Raw genomic sequence first — 19,041 nt, 5'->3', positions numbered from 1 at the left:
TATGACGAGATTGTATCGATCTACCCGCGACAAAGTACTGACAGGACTTACCGGCGGATTAGCGGAGGCGATCGGCATTGACTCCACGCTGCTGCGGATTGTGCTGCTGATCAGCATTCCCTTTACGGGCGGCGCCGTTATTCCGGTGTATTTCATCGCAGCGCTGATCTTTCCGAAGGAGCCGGGACCTTATCCCCCTTACGGCTTCGGGCCCGAAATGGCGGACGGCGGTTACGGTCCGCACTCCAGAAGCGAAGGCGGATATAGCCGCCGGGGCTGTGGTTCGCGCGGTCCATTCGGTCCCGGGGCGCGGCCCTACGATCGGAATGATCATTATGATCCCCGATACGGCAAAGCCGGCGGCTACGCCGCGCAGGATTCCGGTCTGGACGACATGATGAAGGACATTGAGAAAAAAGCGATGCAAAAAGAAATCGAAGAGCTTAAACGCAAGCTTTCCAAATACGAAGATAAGAAGGGAGAAGTGTAAAACATGGGAGTTTTTAAAAGAATCAAAGATATGACCAAAGCATCCGTCAACGATCTGCTGGATAAGGTGGAAGACCCGATTGTCATGCTGAACCAGTATTTGCGCGATATGGAGGCCGAAATTCACGAGGCGGAAGTTACGGTTGCCAAACAAATGGCCAATGAACGCCGGATGAAGCAGCGTGTGGAGGAAGCGGAGAAATTGTCCGGACAGCGCGGCGGGCAGGCTGAGCTTGCCTTGAAGAACGGCCAGGAGGAAGTGGCGCGCAAGCTGCTGGAGGAGAAGATCTACTTCGACCAAAAATTCGGCGAATACAGCGAACTGCATACACAGGCGGAAGCCCATGCCAAGGAATTAGTGCAGCAGCTGCATGAAATGAAGGATGAATTCTACAAGCTGCGCAACAAGCGCAATGAGCTCGTATCCCGGGCTCAAATGGCCAAGGCGAAGAAGCAGATGTCGCAAATCAGCAGCGTGCACAGCATCGAAAGCGGCAGCGCATCGCTTGGATTCCACCGCATGGAAGAGAAGATCATGCAGCTTGAAGCCGAGGCCGATGTGCTGCGCGCTCCGTACCGGCCGACGGCCGCTGCCGCTTACAGCCCTGTCGACGCCGAGAAGCAGTTGAAAGTGGAAGAGCAGCTGAACGCGCTAAAGAGCAAGCTGAACGGTTCTGCCGGACCTTCGCTGAGCAAGGAAGAATAAGCCGAAATACGCAAGGCGGAGATAATGCCTGTTCCATAAATACAGGTTGATATGATATGCTGAAACGAGGGTAAAGCCATACGGATGGATCACCATGCCGGCATGGCTTTTCCGGCCGTTTGGGTCCCGGGTTGCCGTAAGGCTGACCGGACTAATATTACATCAGGAGGTGCGAAATGGAAAAGCGAAACCGTTTGATAGCCATTGGACTGATCGCTGTCGGATGCTTGATGATTTTTGGCAGATGGATCGGTTTCCTTTCCATTGTCGCCCTTTTATTGCTGCTGCTGGGCATCTACCGGACCAAGTTGGGGAAGATCAAGCAGGGCTATACGCTGCTGGGTATCGGCGCGGTGATGCTGCTGCTGGATCATCTGGTGCTGGTGCTGGGTATTTGCCTGATTTCGCTGGGGATGTTCTTCGTCAAATCCAAAGGCTTGCAGCATGGAAAGAACCATCTCCAGAAGCAGAATTTCTCCTCAAGCTTTAACTGGGACCGTTCGCCTTGGGTGATGCACAGTCTCAGCGCCTGGCATGTGCTCGGCGAAACCGATCTGGATCTGTCGCTGGCGATGGCGGAGGACAAGGAAACGATTATGCTGTTTCAGGGGATTTTTGGCGATATGGACCTGCATCTGGCGGATGGTTATGGCGTGGAGATCGATGCATTCGTGCTGTTCGGCTCCATCGAATTTGGCAGCCAGCGCGATACGGGGATGATGAACCGGTTGAACTGGAAATCTCCGGGCTACGAGAGCAGCGAACAACGGGTGAAGGTTAGCGTTTCTTATTTGATGGGAGATTTGGATGTAAGATTGCCATAGGCGGATAAGGAGGGAGGGCTCCGGATGGATCATAAAAAGAATGCCAATATCGTGTCGCGCAGCATGGGCGAAGGAGCTCTGTTCTCCTTTGTCCTGCTGCTGGTTATTTTGTACATTATGTATACATACGGTTTTTTGCGTCCTTTTGAAAGCTTGAACTTCGGGCTGCGGACGGTATCGCTGCTGCTTCTGCCGGTCGGTCTCGGCGTAGGCTTCGGCTTTTATCAGAGCTTCCGGGTCAAGCGCAGGCTTGAGCGGATGCGGGAGACGCTGCTGCTGTGGGAAAAAGGCAACCTGACGCTGTCCATGCCGTCACTCGGCGAAGACGAGCTGGGACGGCTTGCGGAACAGCTGAATGTGATCGGCGGCAAATGGGAGGACCAGGTAACGACGCTTCAGCGGCTGTCGACGAATAACGCCCAGCTTGCTGAACAGGCGAGGGTGTCGGCGATTATAGAAGAGCGGCAGCGTCTGGCCCGGGAACTGCATGATGCGGTCTCGCAGCAGCTGTTCGCCATTTCGATGACGGCGACGGCTGTCGGCCGGACGCTGGAGAAGGACTTCGACAAGGCCCAGCGCCAGATTGCGCTGATCGAGGAGATGGCCGCCGTGGCCCAATCGGAGATGAGGGCGCTGCTGCTCCATCTGCGTCCGGTCTATCTGGATGGAAAGCGGCTGGAACAGGGCATCCGGGAATTGATCAAGGAGCTGCAGGTGAAGGTGCCGATGGATATCCATTTTGAGATGGACCCTGGCGTACAGCTGGTGAAGGGGATCGAGAACCACCTGTTCCGCATTGTGCAGGAGGCCATCTCCAATACGCTGAGGCATGCCAAGGCGGACAAAATGGAGATTCGCATCCACCGGCGCAGCGATACGGTTCGCATGACCATCCGCGATGACGGCATCGGCTTCGATATGGATGCCGGCAAGCAGACGTCCTACGGCCTGTCCAATATGCAGGAGCGCATTACAGAAACGGGAGGGGCAATCCAGTTCATAACGGCGCCGGGCAAAGGTACGCGCATTGAGATTACGGTGCCGCTGCTCAGCGAGGACAAGGGGATTTAGTATAGGAGGGAACGACCATGGAGAATGGTGAACCGATTAAAGTGCTGCTTGTGGACGACCACGAGATGGTCCGAATCGGGCTGGCGGCGGTGCTTGGGACCGAGGATGGAATCGAGGTGGTCGGCGAAGCCGGAAGCGGCGAGGAAGGTGTTCGTCTGGCGCAGGAATACAAGCCGGATGTCGTGCTCATGGACCTTGTAATGGAAGGGATGGACGGGATTGAGACGACAAGGCAGGTAATGAAGCTGTATCCGGAGTGCAAAGTGATCGTGCTGACCAGCTATCTGGACGACGAAAAAATGTATCCGGTGATCGAGGCCGGCGCATTCAGCTATCTGCTCAAAACCTCCCGTGCCAGCGAGGTGGCGGATGCGATCCGGGCGGCTGCCCGGGGACAGTCCGTCCTTGTCTCGCAGGTTGCCTCCAAAATGATGAACCGGTTCCGGAGCGATGCCCGGATGGAGGCTCCGGCTCACTCGGAGCTGACAGACCGGGAGATGGAGGTGCTGAAGCTGCTGGCGCAGGGCAAGTCCAATCAGGATATTGCCGACCAGCTGATTATCGGCATCAAAACGGTGAAGTTCCACGTCACCAATATTCTTGCCAAGCTGGGCGTGGAAGACCGCACACAGGCGGCAATCTACGCTTACAAGAACGGTCTGGCCGAGTAGTGATCCCGAACAGGCGGTAACCGGCACCGCCAGTATCGATTGCCCGATGGCGGGTTTTTTCGTTACGGGCGGGTGGCATGCAGCAGCGTTAGGGGTCACTTTAGCAGTAAGCAATCGAACTCAGTACAAGCGTTAACGTCAGCAGTCGGCGAACCAGCCGGCTTCTTTGCGTATTAACAAGTTTGAAGCTAATTACGCCGCCCGGTATAAAATCTCTCGAACCGGATATCCTGTCTAGTAGATTGCTAGAACGGAACCAAGAGGGAGAGAGAAACGATGGGAAACCGGAGAAGAACATGGAACAAAGGAACGCAGCTTATAAACATCCTGTGCTGTGCGGCGCTATTGCTGGCGGGCTTCCGCAGCGGAGCGGAAGCCAGTCCTGCGAAATCGGACAGTGCGAAGCCTCTGGGCATAAGCGGGGCTGTCCAAGGTTCTGCCGGTCGCGAAGGGCAGGCAGGGACACCGCTCGATACGGTTGCTCTGCTGACGGATCTCGGACGCAGCATGACGGAGCCGGGTTCTCCGCTGCGTCTTGTATTTAAATGGCAGGGCTCCTATACAGGTGAAGCCGGTGAATCGTCCGCTGCCGTAAACTCCCTCTCGAAGTCGCTTGGGCTGCCGGCGGCCGTCAAATCGGAAGAGGAAGGCCATGCCGCTTACCGTTCTTCTTCCAAGACCGGAGGAATGAAGACCTCCTTATTTTCGAGCGAAATGGGAGACGGCGGGAGTTATGTGATCGTTACGGTGGAGACGAATGATCTGTTCTTCACCACGGGATTGGCAGAGGCTGCAGAGCAGGCCGGCAACATAATGACATCCGCAGGCATTGCCGCGGACTGGAACGTCTCCCTGCAGGGCACTTCCAGGGAGCATGGAGATGCCGGTCAGGCACTGAAGCTGACGGAGCGGATGCTTGAAGGCAAGCTGCAAGGCATAAGCGCGGCAGAAACTTACGAGGATGCAGCAACCGCTAGCATCTCGTATACCGTGCCTTCCACTATGCATACCGTGCAGAGCGGGGAGCACCGTCTGGCTTTACAGGCGGCGGTACACAAGGATGATGTCCTCGGCGGCAACCGGGTTACCATCGGGCTCCCGTTGATTACGATTGAATACTGATTTTTGGTGAATGCTGATACCCGGCTTATATAAGCGCAGATATATATAATGATAAAAAACAGTAATGGAATTTTGACGAATTCCCAGAGAAACTGTCAGGTAATCTAATAGCATCCTCATCCGGAATATGATAAAATGACATCACGTCGTTGTAACTTTCGAATTGACATTTGACGATGAGAACTGATTTCAATAAACTATAACTATATTATATAGAGAAAGATGAGGAGCCATGGCTGAAAATCAAACCTTTGATGAATTGAAAACACCCGGCGCTGTATTTTTTATTTTTGGTGCAACCGGCGATTTGGCCCGGCGCAAACTTTTTCCGGCAATTTATAGCCTGTACCGCGAAGGGAAGCTTGCCGAAGATTTTGCGGTAATCGGCGTTGCGCGCCGCCCCCGGAGTCCCGAGGAATTCAAGGAAGATGTGCAGGCCTCGATCCGCGAGTTCAGCCGTTATCAGGCAATCGATGACAATGAATGGGCGGGGTTCGTCAATCATTTTGAGTATAAATCGCTCGATATTAACAATATTGATGGTTTCCGCGAACTGAGAGCGCAGACGGAAGCGCTGGAGGAGCGGTTCCGCATTCCGGGCAACCGGTTGTTCTACCTGGCGCTCGCTCCTGAGCTGTTCGGCAGCGTATCTTTCAATCTGAAAGCAGGAGGCATGCTGGAAGGGGAAGGCTGGAGCCGTCTCGTCATTGAAAAGCCTTTCGGCTATGATCTGGAATCGGCCGAGAAGCTTAACGAGCAGATCCGCCAGGTATTCCAGGAAGAGGAGATTTTCCGGATCGACCATTATCTCGGCAAGGAAATGGTGCAGAATATTGAAGTGATCCGCTTTGCCAACGCCTTTTTCGAGCCGCTCTGGAACAAGCAGCATATCGCCAACATCCAGATTACGCTTGGTGAAACCGTCGGCGTCGAAGAGCGCGGCGGCTATTACGACCATGCCGGAGCGCTGCGGGATATGGCCCAGAATCATATGCTTCAATTGCTGACCATGATCGCAATGGAGCCGCCGAGCCGTCTGCTGGCGGAAGATATCCGCGACGAGAAGGTCAAGGTGCTGCGTTCGCTCCGTCCGTATTTGACCGGGGAAGAAGTGCGCCAGAACGTGGTGCGCGGGCAGTACACGCAGGGCCTTTACAATGGCAAGACCGCGCCGGCTTACCGTCAGGAAGACAAGGTGAATCCGGAATCTACTACGGAAACGTATTTTGCGGCGCGGGTATTCGTGGATAATTTCCGCTGGGCGGGTGTACCTTTCTACATCCGCACAGGCAAACGCCTGCCGGCCAAGACGACCGAGGTGGTCGTGGAGTTCAAGCGCATGCCTACCAATGTCTACTTGGGCCAAAAGCATAATCTTGAGCCGAACCTGCTCGTCATCCGCGTTAATCCGATGGAAGGCATTTATGTGAAGATCAATGCCAAGAAGCCAGGCTCGGAATCGGAAATTCAGCCATTGGCCATGGACTTCTGCCAAAGCTGTCTGATCGGCATCAACTCGCCGGAAGCCTACGAGCGTCTGCTGCATGATGCCGCGCGGGGAGACTCCACCTACTTCACCCGTTGGGATGAAGTATCCTCCGCCTGGTCGTTCGTAGACCATATCGCCAAAGCCTGGAGAGAGGATCCCAGCGATCTGGCTTCTTATCCGGCAGGCACCTGGGGGCCGGTTGAAGCAACCGAACTGCTTGAACAGGATGGCTTCCACTGGTGGCCGGTCAACGGGCAGAAGGAAAGCAAAGTTGTATGGTCCGTGAACAATAATTAAGCTTGTTAGCTTAATAGATATTAAGAAATCTCCCTGCCTTTGAGCGGGGAGATTTTTTTCACACCGCTTGGTTTTAGGTAGATAATGCCGCCCCGATTTTGATATACTTTAAAGGATGCCCGCGTTATCATGTCCTCCGGCTGTAAAGGTGAAGGCCGACAGGCTGCGGGAAAGAATCGTTAACTGCCGATAGGAGCAATGAACAATGGCCATTATGCCGATTTGATACAGGCTTATTCTTAAGTCGTTAATTCGAACCGTGAACAATTCAGATATGAAGGGATATGTGCAATGAGCCAAACGATGGATCAGAATTTGCAGCAGGAAGTGGACAAACGCAGAACATTCGCGATTATTTCCCACCCTGACGCAGGCAAAACGACACTCACGGAGAAGCTGCTGCTGTTCGGCGGCGCGATCCGGCTGGCGGGATCGGTCAAAGCCCGCAAAGCAAGCAAGCATGCAACAAGCGACTGGATGGAAATCGAGAAGCAGCGCGGTATCTCCGTTACTTCCTCGGTCATGCAGTTCGATTATCTGGGCCACCGGATAAACATTCTGGATACACCGGGTCACCAAGACTTCAGTGAGGATACTTACCGTACGCTGACCGCCGCTGACAGCGCAGTCATGCTGATCGACGTCGCTAAAGGCGTCGAGGCGCAGACGATCAAGCTGTTTCAGGTGTGCGCCAAGCGGGGTATTCCGATTTTTACGTTCATCAACAAGCTCGACCGCGAGGGCCGCAGCCCGTTTGAGTTGATGGAAGAGCTGGAGCAGGTTCTGGGCATCCGTTCGGTGCCGATGAACTGGCCGATCGGCACGGGACGCGAGCTGAGCGGTGTCTATGACCGCATGAAGAATCAGGTGGAGTTGTTTCAGGGCGACGATCATTCGGTCATCAAGGTGCAGAAGGTCGAAGATTACCATGATTCCGTCATCCGCGAGATGGCGGGCGATTATCTGCACGACCAGCTGTGCCAGGATCTGGAGCTGCTGGATGTCGCGGGGGATCCTTTCGATTACGAGAAGGTCCTGCGCGGCGAGCTGACGCCAGTCTTCTTCGGCAGCGCGATCAACAACTTCGGTGTGCAGACGTTCCTGGAAAACTTCCTGCAGCTAGCTCCGAAGCCGGAGCCGCGCCGCAGCACGGCGGGGATTGTGGAGCCGACGAACGAAAAGTTCACCGGCTATGTATTCAAAATCCAGGCGAATATGAACCCGGCCCACCGCGACCGGATCGCTTTTCTGCGCATCGTCTCCGGCAAGTTCCAGCGGGGCATGAGCGTAAAGCATGTGCGCGCCGGCAAGGACATCAAGCTGTCCCAGCCGCAGCAGTTTCTTGCCCAGGACCGCGATATCGTCGAGGAGGCGTATCCGGGCGATATTATCGGTCTGTTCGATCCCGGCATCTTCCGGATCGGCGATTCGCTCAGCCAGGCGGGCGATGTTGTATTCGACGAACTGCCTACCTTTTCTCCGGAAATTTTCGCGAAGGTCTCCATTAAGAACGCGCTGAAATCGAAACAGTTCCAGAAGGGAATCGACCAGCTGACGGAGGAGGGCATGATTCAGGTGTTCCGTACGGTCAGCTTTGACGATATTCTGCTGGGTGTGGTCGGGCAGCTGCAATTTGAAGTGTTCGAGTACCGGATGAAAGGCGAATACGGGGTGGATGTGCAGCTTCAGCGGATGCCGTATCAGTTCGCGCGCTGGATTGTGGACGAGAACAAGCCGGACCCGAGCAAATTCCGGATCAATTCGACGCTCGTTACGGACAAGAAGGGCAATTTCGTCGTGCTGTTCGAGAACGAATATGCGATGCGGACGGCGATTGACAAAAATCCGACGGCGAAGTTTCTGGAAACGGCGCCTTAATTTCAATAAGGCCGGCAGGCGATGCCGGCTGCAAAACAAAAGCCTTCGTCTTCTCGCGTTATGCGCAGAGAGACGGAGGCTTTTTTCAAAAGATCATTGGCTGCTTGTAAGAGAGCCCGGATTGACGGACTTCAGATGTTCGTGCAGCATAGAGACGATTTCATCTTTTTTGGCGGGATCGAGATCTTTCCAAATTATTTCGAATACGGCACCGAGTCCCGGCAGAGCGGCTTCCGGACCGTCCACCGAACCGTCAATCATTCCCCGCAGATCCTCTTTGGATTGACCATGGACTTTATGGATGATCGCCTGGCGCAAATCGAGCGTGATGGACATGACAACACCTCCTTTTTTCAAAATATTAGAGTATCACGAAGCATCGCTCACATCGGAAGCATAAGGTTGCAGGACGACAGCGCAGCCGTTTCTACTTGGTTGGCTGGATATAATATGCCCTGTGGCAGGACCTAAAATTCAAGTTTAATTCTCCTTATGCTATACTGTTTTGAGACAATTGACTGTTACGGGGGGAGAGCAAATGGCCAAGAAGCAATTCGCTATTATTGGAATGGGCCGGTTCGGTTCCAGCGTTGCCAAGGCGCTGAGCGGCATGGGCTACGATGTGCTGGCCATCGACTCGGATGAGCAGCGCATACAGGAAATCTCCGCAATCGTGACGCATGCCGTGTCGGCGGATTCGACGGACGAGGAAGCGCTGCGCGCGCTGGGCATCCGCAATTTTGACGTGGTGGTGGTGGCGATCGGCGAGGATATTCAATCCAGCATTTTGACCACGCTTATTCTGAAGGATCTCGGTGTGCCGGTCATTCTCGTCAAAGCCAAGAGCGAACTGCATGGTAAAGTTCTAAGCAAGATCGGAGCGGACAAGGTTATTTATCCGGAAAGGGATATGGGGATGCGGGTGGCGCATCATCTGGCCTCGCCGAATATTCTCGACTATATCGAGCTGTCGCCGGATTACAGTATTCTGGATATGAAGGTGCCCGGAGCGATGCTCGGCAAAAATCTCAGGGAACTTGATATCCGCGCCAGGTTCGGCTGCAACGTGATGGCTATCCGCCGGGGCGACGAAATGAACATTACCCCGAACGCGGACGACAGGCTGGTGAGCGGCGATGTGCTGGTCATTGTCGGGCACAAGGATAATCTGACCCGGCTGGAAATAGCCTATCAATAAGAATGAATGAATAAGAATGAATGGACCGGAAAGGTTGAATCCGATGGAAATTATGTCCCCGCAAAATGCGCGGGTTAAAGAATGGGCCGGACTGCTGGATAAAAAATACCGCGACAAAAGCGGAAAATATATCGTTGAAGGCGTTCATCTTGTGCAGGAGGCGCTGCTGGCGGAAGCGGACGTCGAAATCCTGGCTTATGACATTGACAAAGGCATGCCCGCGGAGTTGGGCGGTCTGCTGCAGTCCGTTCCCGGCATGGAGACCGTAGCGGTCTCAGCGGCGGTCATTGCCAAATGCAGCAGCACCAATACGCCGCAGCCCGTGTTCGCTGTCATCCGCAAAGAGCGAGATGGGGCGGAAGCGGCGCTGGACAAGCCGGGAAGCCTCGTTGTTGTACTGGACGGTGTGCAGGACCCCGGCAATGTCGGCACCATTATCCGCAGCGCGGACGCGGCCGGAGCGGACGGCGTCATCCTGGGCCGCGGCTGCGCCGATCTGTATAATCCGAAGACCATCCGTTCCACTATGGGATCGATGTTCCATCTGCCGGTTGTGGAGGCCGACTTGGCGGAGATCCTGCCGCAGGCCCGGCAGCGCGGCGTGATGCTGGTCAGCACTTCGCTGCAGGGCGTGGACTCCTGCTACAGCCACGATTTTCGCAGCGGCAGCCAGTGGCTGCTGATCGGCAGCGAAGGCCGCGGCATCTCGCCGGAGACGGCGCAGCAGGTGGACAAGAGCATCATCATCCCGATGAAAGGCCGGGCCGAGTCGCTGAACGCGGCGATGGCGGCGACGATTTTATTGTTTGAGGCGATGCGGCAGCGGGGTTTTAACAAATAAAAAATTCCTGTCCATTTTCAAAATAACTCTACGCCATCTCACAAAACGGTGATCTCCATTGGTACCGCAACTGGAATTCTAGCCGTCCAGGTGGTTCGACCTCTTGGGAAGGTCCCAAGCTGGTCAGGACCGGCATGGGCGGCTTTACTTCGGTCTTCTCGGGGGGAGGTGCCGCGATTTATGGTGTACAACCGGATGGTGTTCTAATGTGGTATGGGCACGACGGAGCCGAGGATGGTTCCCCCCGCTGGCGCGGACCTCGTGTGGTCGGGAATGGCTGGAATAGCTTCAAGTCGATCTTCTCGGGAGGCGAATACGTTGTATACGGAATCCTGCCAAACGGTGATTTGCTCTGGTACCGCCATCACGACGCTCCTTCCGGCGGCACTAACTGGCCTTCCGCGGTCAAAGTCGGGTGGGGCTTTGCAGACATGGCCAAGGTCTTTTCCGGCGGTTACGGAATCATCTACGCTATTCGTAAGGACGGAGTACTACTACGATATAAGCATCTCGGATACCTGACCGGCACGTTCGACTGGGAACAAGGAAAGGAGATCGGGACTGGCTGGGGCGGATTTCAGGAGGTCGTGGCTTCGGGGGACGGCGTTCTCTATGCCTTCACACACGACGGCAAGATTCTATGGTATCGGTACGGCGAACGGAAACCACCTACGGGAGGAACTCCATGGGTAGGGGGCAGCACGTCGCTAACGGGCGGACACATGCACATGCTTACCGGTCCGTTCTGGGAAGGACCGGTGGAAATACGTCACTTTCCCGGTTTCCGTAATGTGTTCGCACTAATGGATATGCCGGGTCACGCTGTGAATTGAGCGGTAGCCAGCATAGCGTGTGTTAACTTACAGGTAAGCGTCAAATAGCCCTCATCTTGAGTACAAGGTGGGGGCTATTTGACGCTCACGGTTGTGTACAAGCAGGTAGAATAGGGGAAGAGAGTTCGATTAGAAAAAACTGGTCGAACTCTTAAAACGGTGCCTCTTCGCTTTTTATTAATTGTAGTGTAAACGCCGTTTTGTTCTAGTCAAAGCAAGGATAGATGTTCCAATTAGAGTTTAAATAAATAATTCTGTTCAATGGAACGCTAAATAAAGTGTTTGAGAGAAAGAGCATATTGTTGGCCAAAGCTAACAATGCTTAGAACGATTTCTTTAGATGCTCAGCTGAAGTCTCTTGGTATGCCTTATATAAAGGTAGTTCCGTCAGAATTGCAAGGGGAAAAGTGTTTGGTGTACCTAGTGTATTTGCGGGACATAAGTATACCGACTAGGGAGTCATCATTACAGATGTGTATGGCTAGAGAAGTGACATTCAAATTAGCAGTTTACGAATTATCTCAATTAAAATACATAAAACCCGGTATTATATCATCTATAGTTATTATTTGTCTCAGATATATATTGAAAAAGACTTCATTTGGGTACTTTTTAGTCTCAGTTATAACTGTTACTCACACCTGTCCACGACCCTAAATAAGTGTCCAGGATAAAAATCACTGTCCAAACAAGACCAAAGACTGGAAACGGTTCGATTGATGACTCGACCGTTGATCCAGTCTTTTTTTTATCTTTTAAAGCAGGAAAAGCCAGGGGAGAGGGAAAGAAACCAAGGGGGATTAGAACTTCCAAAACCTAAGCAGGGCAAGGAATCCGGGGCGTGTATTGAGGGGGATAGCTGGGACTAATTTTGGCCCGATCGTCGCTCCGGTTCTCTAATCCACGCTTCCTGTTCGTTTAGTTTGGCCGTGAACTGCGTAATAAGAGAGTGAATAAAAGCCTCAATGACCTCAAGATCGCTGTGACTAATGCGCTTGATTTCTTCCGGGTTCACCAGGCGATTTAATGTAAAACGGTTTAGATCTTTCATTTGTCGTACTCTTTGTCTTATCTTCTAGGTTCAAGAGGAATATGTTCAGGATTAGAGTGACCGTATTTTATTTTTGAGGCTATTTCCAACTTGTTTACTTCTTTCGCAAAATCATCTGCATATAGGTGGAAACCTGAAATGCGTTTTATGGGTCTGTAGTGCCGCAAAATTACCTGCTTAAGGAGTGAATTTTAACATCGACAAATCATAGACGCATTATTAATATTGTCAGTATTACACATCGGAGGGATGTAAATGAAAAAACGCTGGTTGACCTCATTCTTGACAATTTTTCTTTGTTTTACGTTTTTGCAGAATGCTTTTGCACAAACAAGCTACAATGAAGGCTTATATTTTAAAGAAAAAATAAAAGTCACCCAGGCAGCGAAACTAATTAAGGGAAAAAAGTTAAAAACATCTTATATCGTTGTTTTGGATGGCGGCATCGACAAAGCCTATTTTGATCAATGGTACGGGAAATTGATCAAGGATGCGATTTATTTTCCCGACTGGGGCAGTTACTTCGGCGATCCTTTCTCGGATTATTATACCGAAAATCCGCACGGTACCAATGTACAGTGGATAAGCGATGAAATTACATACAGTGTAGGCGTCAATGATTTTAAAAACAATAATCCGATCCAAACAATTCAATATAAAATATGCGATGCTCAAGGTCATTCTACAGCAGACCGTTTCATTTTTGCTCTGAACGATCTGGTAGATAACTACGTCAAGAAGAATAAATTGAATATCGTTGCGATTAACTTTAGCAGCGGAATCATTTTTACAAATCCTAACTCTGCATCCACTAAGGTTCAAAAGAAAAAGATGCAGCAAGCCATTGATAAGGCAGTTGCAAATGGCGTATCAATTATCACAACCTCCGGTAACGATAATAAGAAAATTTATGAATATCCGGCCATAAACAATAATGTGATTGTTGTTGGCGGTACGGATATTAACGATAAAAGAGGGACTTGGAATACAGAAGGAACATCGGGGTCGAACTTTGGTAGCCAGCTGGATCTTGTCGCCCCAGCAACGCAAATAAGAGTTTTCGACAGCGAAGAAAAATGGTATCTCGATACGGGCACATCTTTTGCAGCCCCACAGGTCGCAACTGCAGTTGCGTTATTGAAGGCCGTCAATCCAGTACTCACACCTGCTAAAATTGAAAAGGTTCTGAAAGACACAGCTAAAAACTTAGGGAAACAGGATAAAAACGGCAGGAACAATGAATTCGGGTATGGTCTGTTGGACTTAGAAATGGCGTTGAAAAAGGGGATTGCGACTAAGTAATCAATAGGGGATCAAACGAGTAGCTCCTCCGAGTGGGTCGGCTGGAGTTATGTTTCGCGTGAAAATTCATTACACCGGCAATTATTTCGGCTCTCCCACGCCCAAGGCAAATGGACGGGCATGGCGGTGAAATGGCTGGCGATTCGGCAGCCATTTCACCGCTGCTAGATCTTGGATTGGATGAATTCAGCATGAATGCCACTTCTATTCTTCCGGCTCGCAACCAGATATCCAACTGGCCGCCGCCGAAATGAAGAACTTGGCTGCCAAGACGCTCGAGCTCGGCACCGCCGAGGAAGCCGCCGCACTTGTAGCCCGTTACCCGCTGATGGTTTAAGTTACTTCTGTTTTGTATTACAATTTTCCAAACAGTTCTTACCGGTTCCTTTCAGGGATCGGTTTTTTTATCTTTAACAAGAGGGATCCGGCTCCTCATATCGGCGCAAGCCTTTACTTGCACCAGGCCTCGATGCCCAACGTGCGCAAATAGTTAGAGGAAGCTCTTCCCACGAAGCTTTTGCTCTGGTAGCCAACCGCGAATAGCGGTGTGCAAGCCAGCGACTTGCAACGAATCTAATCTACGCTGGGGTATTGCTAGCCTAATGAATGATAACCTATATACGTAAGGCTGATAGGGTGACTTTTGTACCAATACATATGTCCGAATCTTGTTACTATAGGTCTATTGAAGTCGACTCTTGTAGATAATCAAGACTTGTTGAAGGAGAAATGAAATTGGAATATATAACCAGTTTTATCGCGATGGCCCTTACTTTTGGTTTGTTATACTTTAATGCACCTTATTGGTGTGGAAAGGAGATGTTTGAGACTTCGAAGAATGGGCTTTGGAGATGGTATTACCTGCTGCTGTCAAAAATAGGTCATCTGTTTTACCAGCTTTGCGAGAAAGTTTCAAAATATCTGCAGACTTTTCTCTTTAAGAAAATGAAACTTAACATTAGTAGGCGTCATCCGATATGGTCTAACTTGATCAATTTATTTGTCTATATTGGGGCAGTTTTCTTTCTTACACAGGTCTACGATAAGATATGCGGTTATTTTGTCATAAATGACAATGCCAATTTCAACACTCTGGCTAGCGGGAACGAGGGAATTCTCACTGAACTCCAAACAAAAGTAAGCTTTTTCAGGATTGTTGTTGAGGTAAATGAATTAAACGGTGGACATTTCGATGCGGCATCCATTTTCGTAAGTGTCGTTTTCGTTATCGCCATGTGGGCACTATTGATCTTTATTAATACTCTCTATTTTTCGATTATCTATGGATTGTTGAAAGAAAAACTGATTGAGGTTAATTTTTTATTAAAGAGGAATAGAGTAAATCAAAAAGTGGAGGAAGAAGCGGAAAAAGAACAGCCAACCCTTAAGAACTTGCTATCACAGATCGAGAACAAAATCAGGGAATGGGCGGCATCACAAACAGTAATTAGCAATATTTACCATAATATCAAGGTTTTGCTGGCCTTCATTCCGATTCTTTTTGCGTTCAGTTCAATTATGTATGTGACCGGGAATTATAAAGTACCTTTGAGGAGTATAGCATGGGAACTTTTTGACTCAATTGGACTGGTAAACATTCTGATCTCTTTCGCCATAACATGGTTAAGTACAAAAGCCGCCCAAAAGACAGGCGCTTATGCAATTAGCATAGCTCCGGCGGGGGTGCAAAATCTTTTCGAGAATTTATCGGAGAGGGCTGGCCGAAAAGCGGAATCTTATGAAGACAACAGACGGCGGTGGGCAGAGAACAACGATTGGGTACGAAATGAGCAAAATGGCAGGAACGAAGTCACTGAAGTCGACCGGAGGCAGGGGAAAAGGGAACTGCATATGCAAGAATGGAAGCAAAGTCACAAGCAGAGTCAGAAAAATCGCTTTGACAATGAACCTGAGGCAAGGGGGTTTTTGGAGAAGGAGTTTCGCATGAGGTATGGAGATTTTACAACTCACGAATTCGATAAAGCTATAGAACTGTTATTTGATTATATTGCTCCATGTTTGAGGAGTTCGAATTCTTTTAGCAGGATCAATTCTTATACACCGTCGTCCATTCAAATTATTACAGTGGCAAATTTCTGTTATGAGCAACCTGAACATTTGGAGCACGTAAGTCACATTTTGGACCGGAATTATCGTAGTTCACATTATTAAGAGGTTATGTTGATGGGGGAGAGAGAAGTGATTTTTTAAAGTTTAACTTACCTTCAGCTAACAGTTGACGGTTCTTTGGTCTTTTCTAAATTTGAAATCTCAAGATCTTAATTTTATGGAGTCAACCATTTAAAAAAAGCTTGTAATGATTTTATATTTGATAAATGAAACGAATAATAATGTTGGTTAGAACGTGCGCTTGGAAGGGGTTAAAGTTATAGTGGATAAATATGTAAAATTAGTAGGCGAGAGTAACTAGCTTCAGGGATAATTATTTATATCCCAGCAACTATTGTTCAAAAATGCTGTACTACTAAAAGAAGCAAGCCTGACTCGGCTGGCAGTACATGTTCACCTACTTCATTAGCAATAGTGGAGAAAACAGAATGCAAATTCATGAAATTTTCCTGAGAAATGATTATTATATCAGCGGGCAAGATGTACTATCTCATATTTCTCAGAAGTAGCCTGGACTGTGCTTGCGGATAATTCAATACGTCCTTGAAGCATGGGGAGAAGAAATCCTTCAAGGAGTAGTATCTTCATCATGTCTCGGGGCCGGTGGATTCTGGCAGCAAAAAGCTCAGAATTCTGGCATTTCATTTTATATCCAATTCGCTGACTGACTATAAAGACCCTGATCTTTATCTGGAGTACGAGTTCATGAGCTTTCTGGAGAAGACTGTACGGGGACGAACGAACATTTGAGCAGCCAGTCAAAGATAAAACCCATCAGCCCCGATAATAGCAGCACAACAATAATCCATTCCGATCGAAAGTTACAAAAGTGGGTTCCAGAGTCAGGTTGCTCGGTCCATTAATTTGTGGAGATAATTTCAGCTCCGTGATAACTATAAAGGGATATTCCATCACGGGCTGTACGTTTGTAAAATAAGTAGGTATGGCCTCCGGAATGATCACGTGCTTCATTTAAAAAGGGCCTTTTTTATGACAAACTGAATTACAACTCACAACCCAAGAAAATCGCGATGAGTCAATAATCCTTATGTATATTTTGGGATAATGCTTCTATTTTTGGAAAACGAAATGAAACAACAAGGGTTTAAGTTGGTATGACATATACTCAAGCTGACGAAGGATCTCAACACGTGACCCCTTGATTTGGGGGATTGGTACTAGGTCACGAATATGATATATGTCCTAAAGTTGACTTGAACCGGATTTAAGTTGATAGGGGGAAATTGTAGAGTATAGAAGGGATATACGTGCAATTGATGGAATAATATTACTATGCTTCGGAAAGGAGGATTTAATATGTACTTTCAGTGTTATAGAAAGCCGATAAGAATCCGCCAACTTCCTCAAAATTAAAATTTGAGGAGGGTAAATATGAAAGTTAATGATAATTATCTGAAAGAACAATTAAACCATGTTTATTGGTTAAATGGTGGTTGTTGCGCAGGCAAGACCACAATGACGAAGAAATTTGTTGAGGAGTTAGGATTTCAAACGTTAGAGGATAATGTCTTAAAATATAGGCCATTCACTAGCCCTGTTGAATACCCTGCCCTTCAATATCCTTATCCTGGTTTGGACTGGGATAAATGGTTTAATAAACCGAACGATGAACATTGTGAATGGCTTTTTCAAATTGTCGAAGAAATGATGGAGTTTTTTGTTATCGATTTGTTGAAAATGCCTACTGATATACCAATCATAATAGATTTAGGAATAATGCCCGAACAAATATTGTCCTTTATTCCTAAAGAAAGAATGATATGTCTCTGTACGTCTGATGAAGAAATAGAAAGGCTATATTTCTTTAGGGAAGACCATAAGATGATTTTGGATGTTATTAACCTTACAGCTAATCCAACGGAAACAATCAAAAACGGCAACAAAAACATGGTTAAGTTTTCTCGTGATATTAGAAATGCCTGTGTTAACAATGGTATCAAGACCATTGAAAGAACAACTAGTTTGAGTGTTGAAGAACAATTTAGATTAGTTCGTGAACACTTTGGATTGTGATACAAGAAAATGATTGGTTAATAATTCTAGAAAGGGCCATCCGTCGAGGATGGCCCTAAAACTTGCCGTTACAGACAAGGCGGTGAACCGTACCATAAATAATATCTTCTAAGTTATCGGCGTTGTATAACGAAAACGGTATCAAGCCAAGGGCATCTACTAATAATAGGTGCCCTTTAAACGTGCCAAATAGGCTATTTTTGTCTTAAAAGATCTTATAACTCGTTCAAACGGGCAAGGAATGTACCGCAAAATTAAGTCAATTTCATGGTGGAAATACAGGTGTCGTCGTCTTCAAAAGTAGAGATTTCTGATTCGCTGCTTTTGCCGCCCTGCTCAATTTTTACGTGGAAGGTTTGGTCGCGCGGGAGCCAGAAATCGATAAATCCATTGTCGAAAGATTGGAGTTCATCTTGAATCACGACCTTGCCGTCCCGATCCGTTATCGTTACGTTGAATTTCTCATTCGCCATTTCTCCCTGACAACCCGTCAAGCTATGGGTGGCACAAGGATGCGTCTTATTCACATATGGAGCAATAGAAACGAAAAATTCGTTCTTGGGCAGGTTGTAGGTCGTTTTGTTATTGTTGTCTGCAGTCACGGTAAGTTGATCCGATGTAATCGATGCAGATTTAGCGTTAAGCTTTCCTGAGCTGTAGTTATTTACCAATTGTTTGATGTCAGCGGTCGTCTGTTTTGCAGTCTCCTTTGTTTTATCCCCGCCTGCGATGACATATGTTCCTAATAAGACAGCGACCAAAGCCGCAGTTATAAAAATCTTCTTTCTCATTCTCAAACTCCTTTCACACCCTCCTGTGAATTGTAATTTAGATCGGCACCGATTTGCAATATCGTTTGGCACTTCGAATGTTAGTGTGCTATTTAATAGAACTTCGTACATTGTAAAGAAAGGTTCATAGAGGTGGGAAAACTTCCTTCAAAATAATATATTGAAAGTGCTTCCAATTTTTTTTAAAATAGGTTGGGGAGTCCATGCTATGGGGCTTAACCCACTATTTTGCAAGCGATTACATATTTGAAGAGGGGGCATTGCCCAGCAGACAAACAACGAATGAAAGATTTCGGCAGGGAATAGGATGATTA

The 19,041-nt window shown here is 48.9% G+C and carries 17 protein-coding genes and 1 pseudogene; 15 read left to right on the top strand and 3 right to left on the bottom strand.

Annotated elements, in window-relative coordinates; all coding sequences use genetic code 11:
- Position 1: 1 nt before the first annotated feature.
- The 8 genes from PUR_RS22075 to PUR_RS22040 all read left to right on the top strand — a co-directional run bounded on the left by PUR_RS22075 (position 2) and on the right by PUR_RS22040 (position 8,547).
- A complete protein-coding gene (locus PUR_RS22075; RefSeq protein ID WP_179037116.1) occupies positions 2-490 on the top strand; it encodes a PspC domain-containing protein in 489 nt (162 codons plus the stop codon).
- A 3-nt stretch (positions 491-493) separates the two neighbouring features.
- On the top strand, positions 494-1,195 hold the full coding sequence (locus PUR_RS22070) for a PspA/IM30 family protein (protein WP_179037115.1): 702 nt from the start codon (positions 494-496) through the stop codon (positions 1,193-1,195).
- 176 nt (positions 1,196-1,371) lie between these two features.
- Positions 1,372-2,019: a cell wall-active antibiotics response protein LiaF gene (gene liaF / locus PUR_RS22065; protein WP_179037114.1), complete on the top strand. Its 648-nt coding sequence runs from the start codon at positions 1,372-1,374 to the stop codon at positions 2,017-2,019.
- A 24-nt stretch (positions 2,020-2,043) separates the two neighbouring features.
- The gene (locus PUR_RS22060) at positions 2,044-3,090 is read left to right on the top strand and encodes a sensor histidine kinase (RefSeq protein WP_179037113.1); all 1,047 of its coding nucleotides are present in this window, start codon (positions 2,044-2,046) and stop codon (positions 3,088-3,090) included.
- A 17-nt stretch (positions 3,091-3,107) separates the two neighbouring features.
- The gene (locus tag PUR_RS22055) at positions 3,108-3,761 is read left to right on the top strand and encodes a response regulator (protein WP_124697810.1); all 654 of its coding nucleotides are present in this window, start codon (positions 3,108-3,110) and stop codon (positions 3,759-3,761) included.
- 276 nt (positions 3,762-4,037) lie between these two features.
- Positions 4,038-4,883 (top strand): YwmB family TATA-box binding protein, encoded by an 846-nt coding sequence (locus tag PUR_RS22050; protein ID WP_179037112.1) that lies wholly within the window; start codon positions 4,038-4,040, stop codon positions 4,881-4,883.
- A gap of 232 nt (positions 4,884-5,115) precedes the next feature.
- Positions 5,116-6,669: a glucose-6-phosphate dehydrogenase gene (gene zwf, locus PUR_RS22045; RefSeq protein WP_179037111.1), complete on the top strand. Its 1,554-nt coding sequence runs from the start codon at positions 5,116-5,118 to the stop codon at positions 6,667-6,669.
- A gap of 291 nt (positions 6,670-6,960) precedes the next feature.
- The gene (locus PUR_RS22040; protein ID WP_179037110.1) at positions 6,961-8,547 is read left to right on the top strand and encodes a peptide chain release factor 3; all 1,587 of its coding nucleotides are present in this window, start codon (positions 6,961-6,963) and stop codon (positions 8,545-8,547) included.
- Between the two features lie 93 nt (positions 8,548-8,640).
- Here PUR_RS22040 and PUR_RS22035 read toward each other — a convergent pair whose 3' ends face one another.
- Entirely contained in the window at positions 8,641-8,883 is a 243-nt protein-coding gene (locus PUR_RS22035; RefSeq protein ID WP_179037109.1) for a small acid-soluble spore protein SspI, read from the bottom strand.
- A gap of 178 nt (positions 8,884-9,061) precedes the next feature.
- On the opposite strand from PUR_RS22035, the gene PUR_RS22030 reads away from it, so the two are divergent.
- The 3 genes from PUR_RS22030 to PUR_RS22020 are packed head-to-tail and all read left to right on the top strand — an operon-like array spanning position 9,062 to position 11,419.
- Positions 9,062-9,745, top strand: a complete 684-nt coding sequence (locus PUR_RS22030) for a potassium channel family protein (protein ID WP_332107954.1) — start codon at positions 9,062-9,064, stop codon at positions 9,743-9,745.
- Positions 9,746-9,788: 43 nt separating this feature from the next.
- Positions 9,789-10,586: a TrmH family RNA methyltransferase gene (locus PUR_RS22025; protein ID WP_179038028.1), complete on the top strand. Its 798-nt coding sequence runs from the start codon at positions 9,789-9,791 to the stop codon at positions 10,584-10,586.
- A 35-nt stretch (positions 10,587-10,621) separates the two neighbouring features.
- Positions 10,622-11,419, top strand: a complete 798-nt coding sequence (locus PUR_RS22020; RefSeq protein WP_269474736.1) for a tachylectin-related carbohydrate-binding protein — start codon at positions 10,622-10,624, stop codon at positions 11,417-11,419.
- An 865-nt stretch (positions 11,420-12,284) separates the two neighbouring features.
- Here the strand turns inward: PUR_RS22020 and PUR_RS22015 are convergent.
- The gene (locus PUR_RS22015) at positions 12,285-12,470 is read right to left on the bottom strand and encodes a hypothetical protein (RefSeq protein ID WP_179037106.1); all 186 of its coding nucleotides are present in this window, start codon (positions 12,468-12,470) and stop codon (positions 12,285-12,287) included.
- A gap of 255 nt (positions 12,471-12,725) precedes the next feature.
- Between PUR_RS22015 and PUR_RS22010 the strand changes: the two genes are divergently transcribed.
- The 4 genes and pseudogenes from PUR_RS22010 (at position 12,726) to PUR_RS21990 (ending at position 17,936) form a co-directional block, all read left to right on the top strand.
- Positions 12,726-13,772: a S8 family peptidase gene (locus PUR_RS22010; RefSeq protein WP_179037105.1), complete on the top strand. Its 1,047-nt coding sequence runs from the start codon at positions 12,726-12,728 to the stop codon at positions 13,770-13,772.
- 96 nt (positions 13,773-13,868) lie between these two features.
- Positions 13,869-14,109: pseudogene (locus PUR_RS22005) on the top strand (putative PEP-binding protein); the annotation flags it as partial.
- 398 nt (positions 14,110-14,507) lie between these two features.
- Complete coding sequence (locus PUR_RS22000; RefSeq protein ID WP_179037104.1) at positions 14,508-15,944, top strand: hypothetical protein; 1,437 nt, start codon at positions 14,508-14,510, stop codon at positions 15,942-15,944.
- A gap of 1,350 nt (positions 15,945-17,294) precedes the next feature.
- Positions 17,295-17,936: a hypothetical protein gene (locus PUR_RS21990; protein WP_179037102.1), complete on the top strand. Its 642-nt coding sequence runs from the start codon at positions 17,295-17,297 to the stop codon at positions 17,934-17,936.
- Between the two features lie 254 nt (positions 17,937-18,190).
- Here PUR_RS21990 and PUR_RS21985 read toward each other — a convergent pair whose 3' ends face one another.
- Positions 18,191-18,727, bottom strand: coding sequence for a CueP family metal-binding protein (locus tag PUR_RS21985; RefSeq protein WP_179037101.1), 537 nt, complete (start codon positions 18,725-18,727; stop codon positions 18,191-18,193).
- Between the last annotated feature and the right edge of the window lie 314 nt (positions 18,728-19,041).

This window comes from Paenibacillus sp. URB8-2 (assembly GCF_013393385.1).
Lineage (GTDB): Bacteria > Bacillota > Bacilli > Paenibacillales > Paenibacillaceae > Paenibacillus_AQ.
The sequence above is the reverse complement of the archived record's forward strand: the minus strand, read 5'-3'. Positions and strand labels throughout refer to the sequence as shown.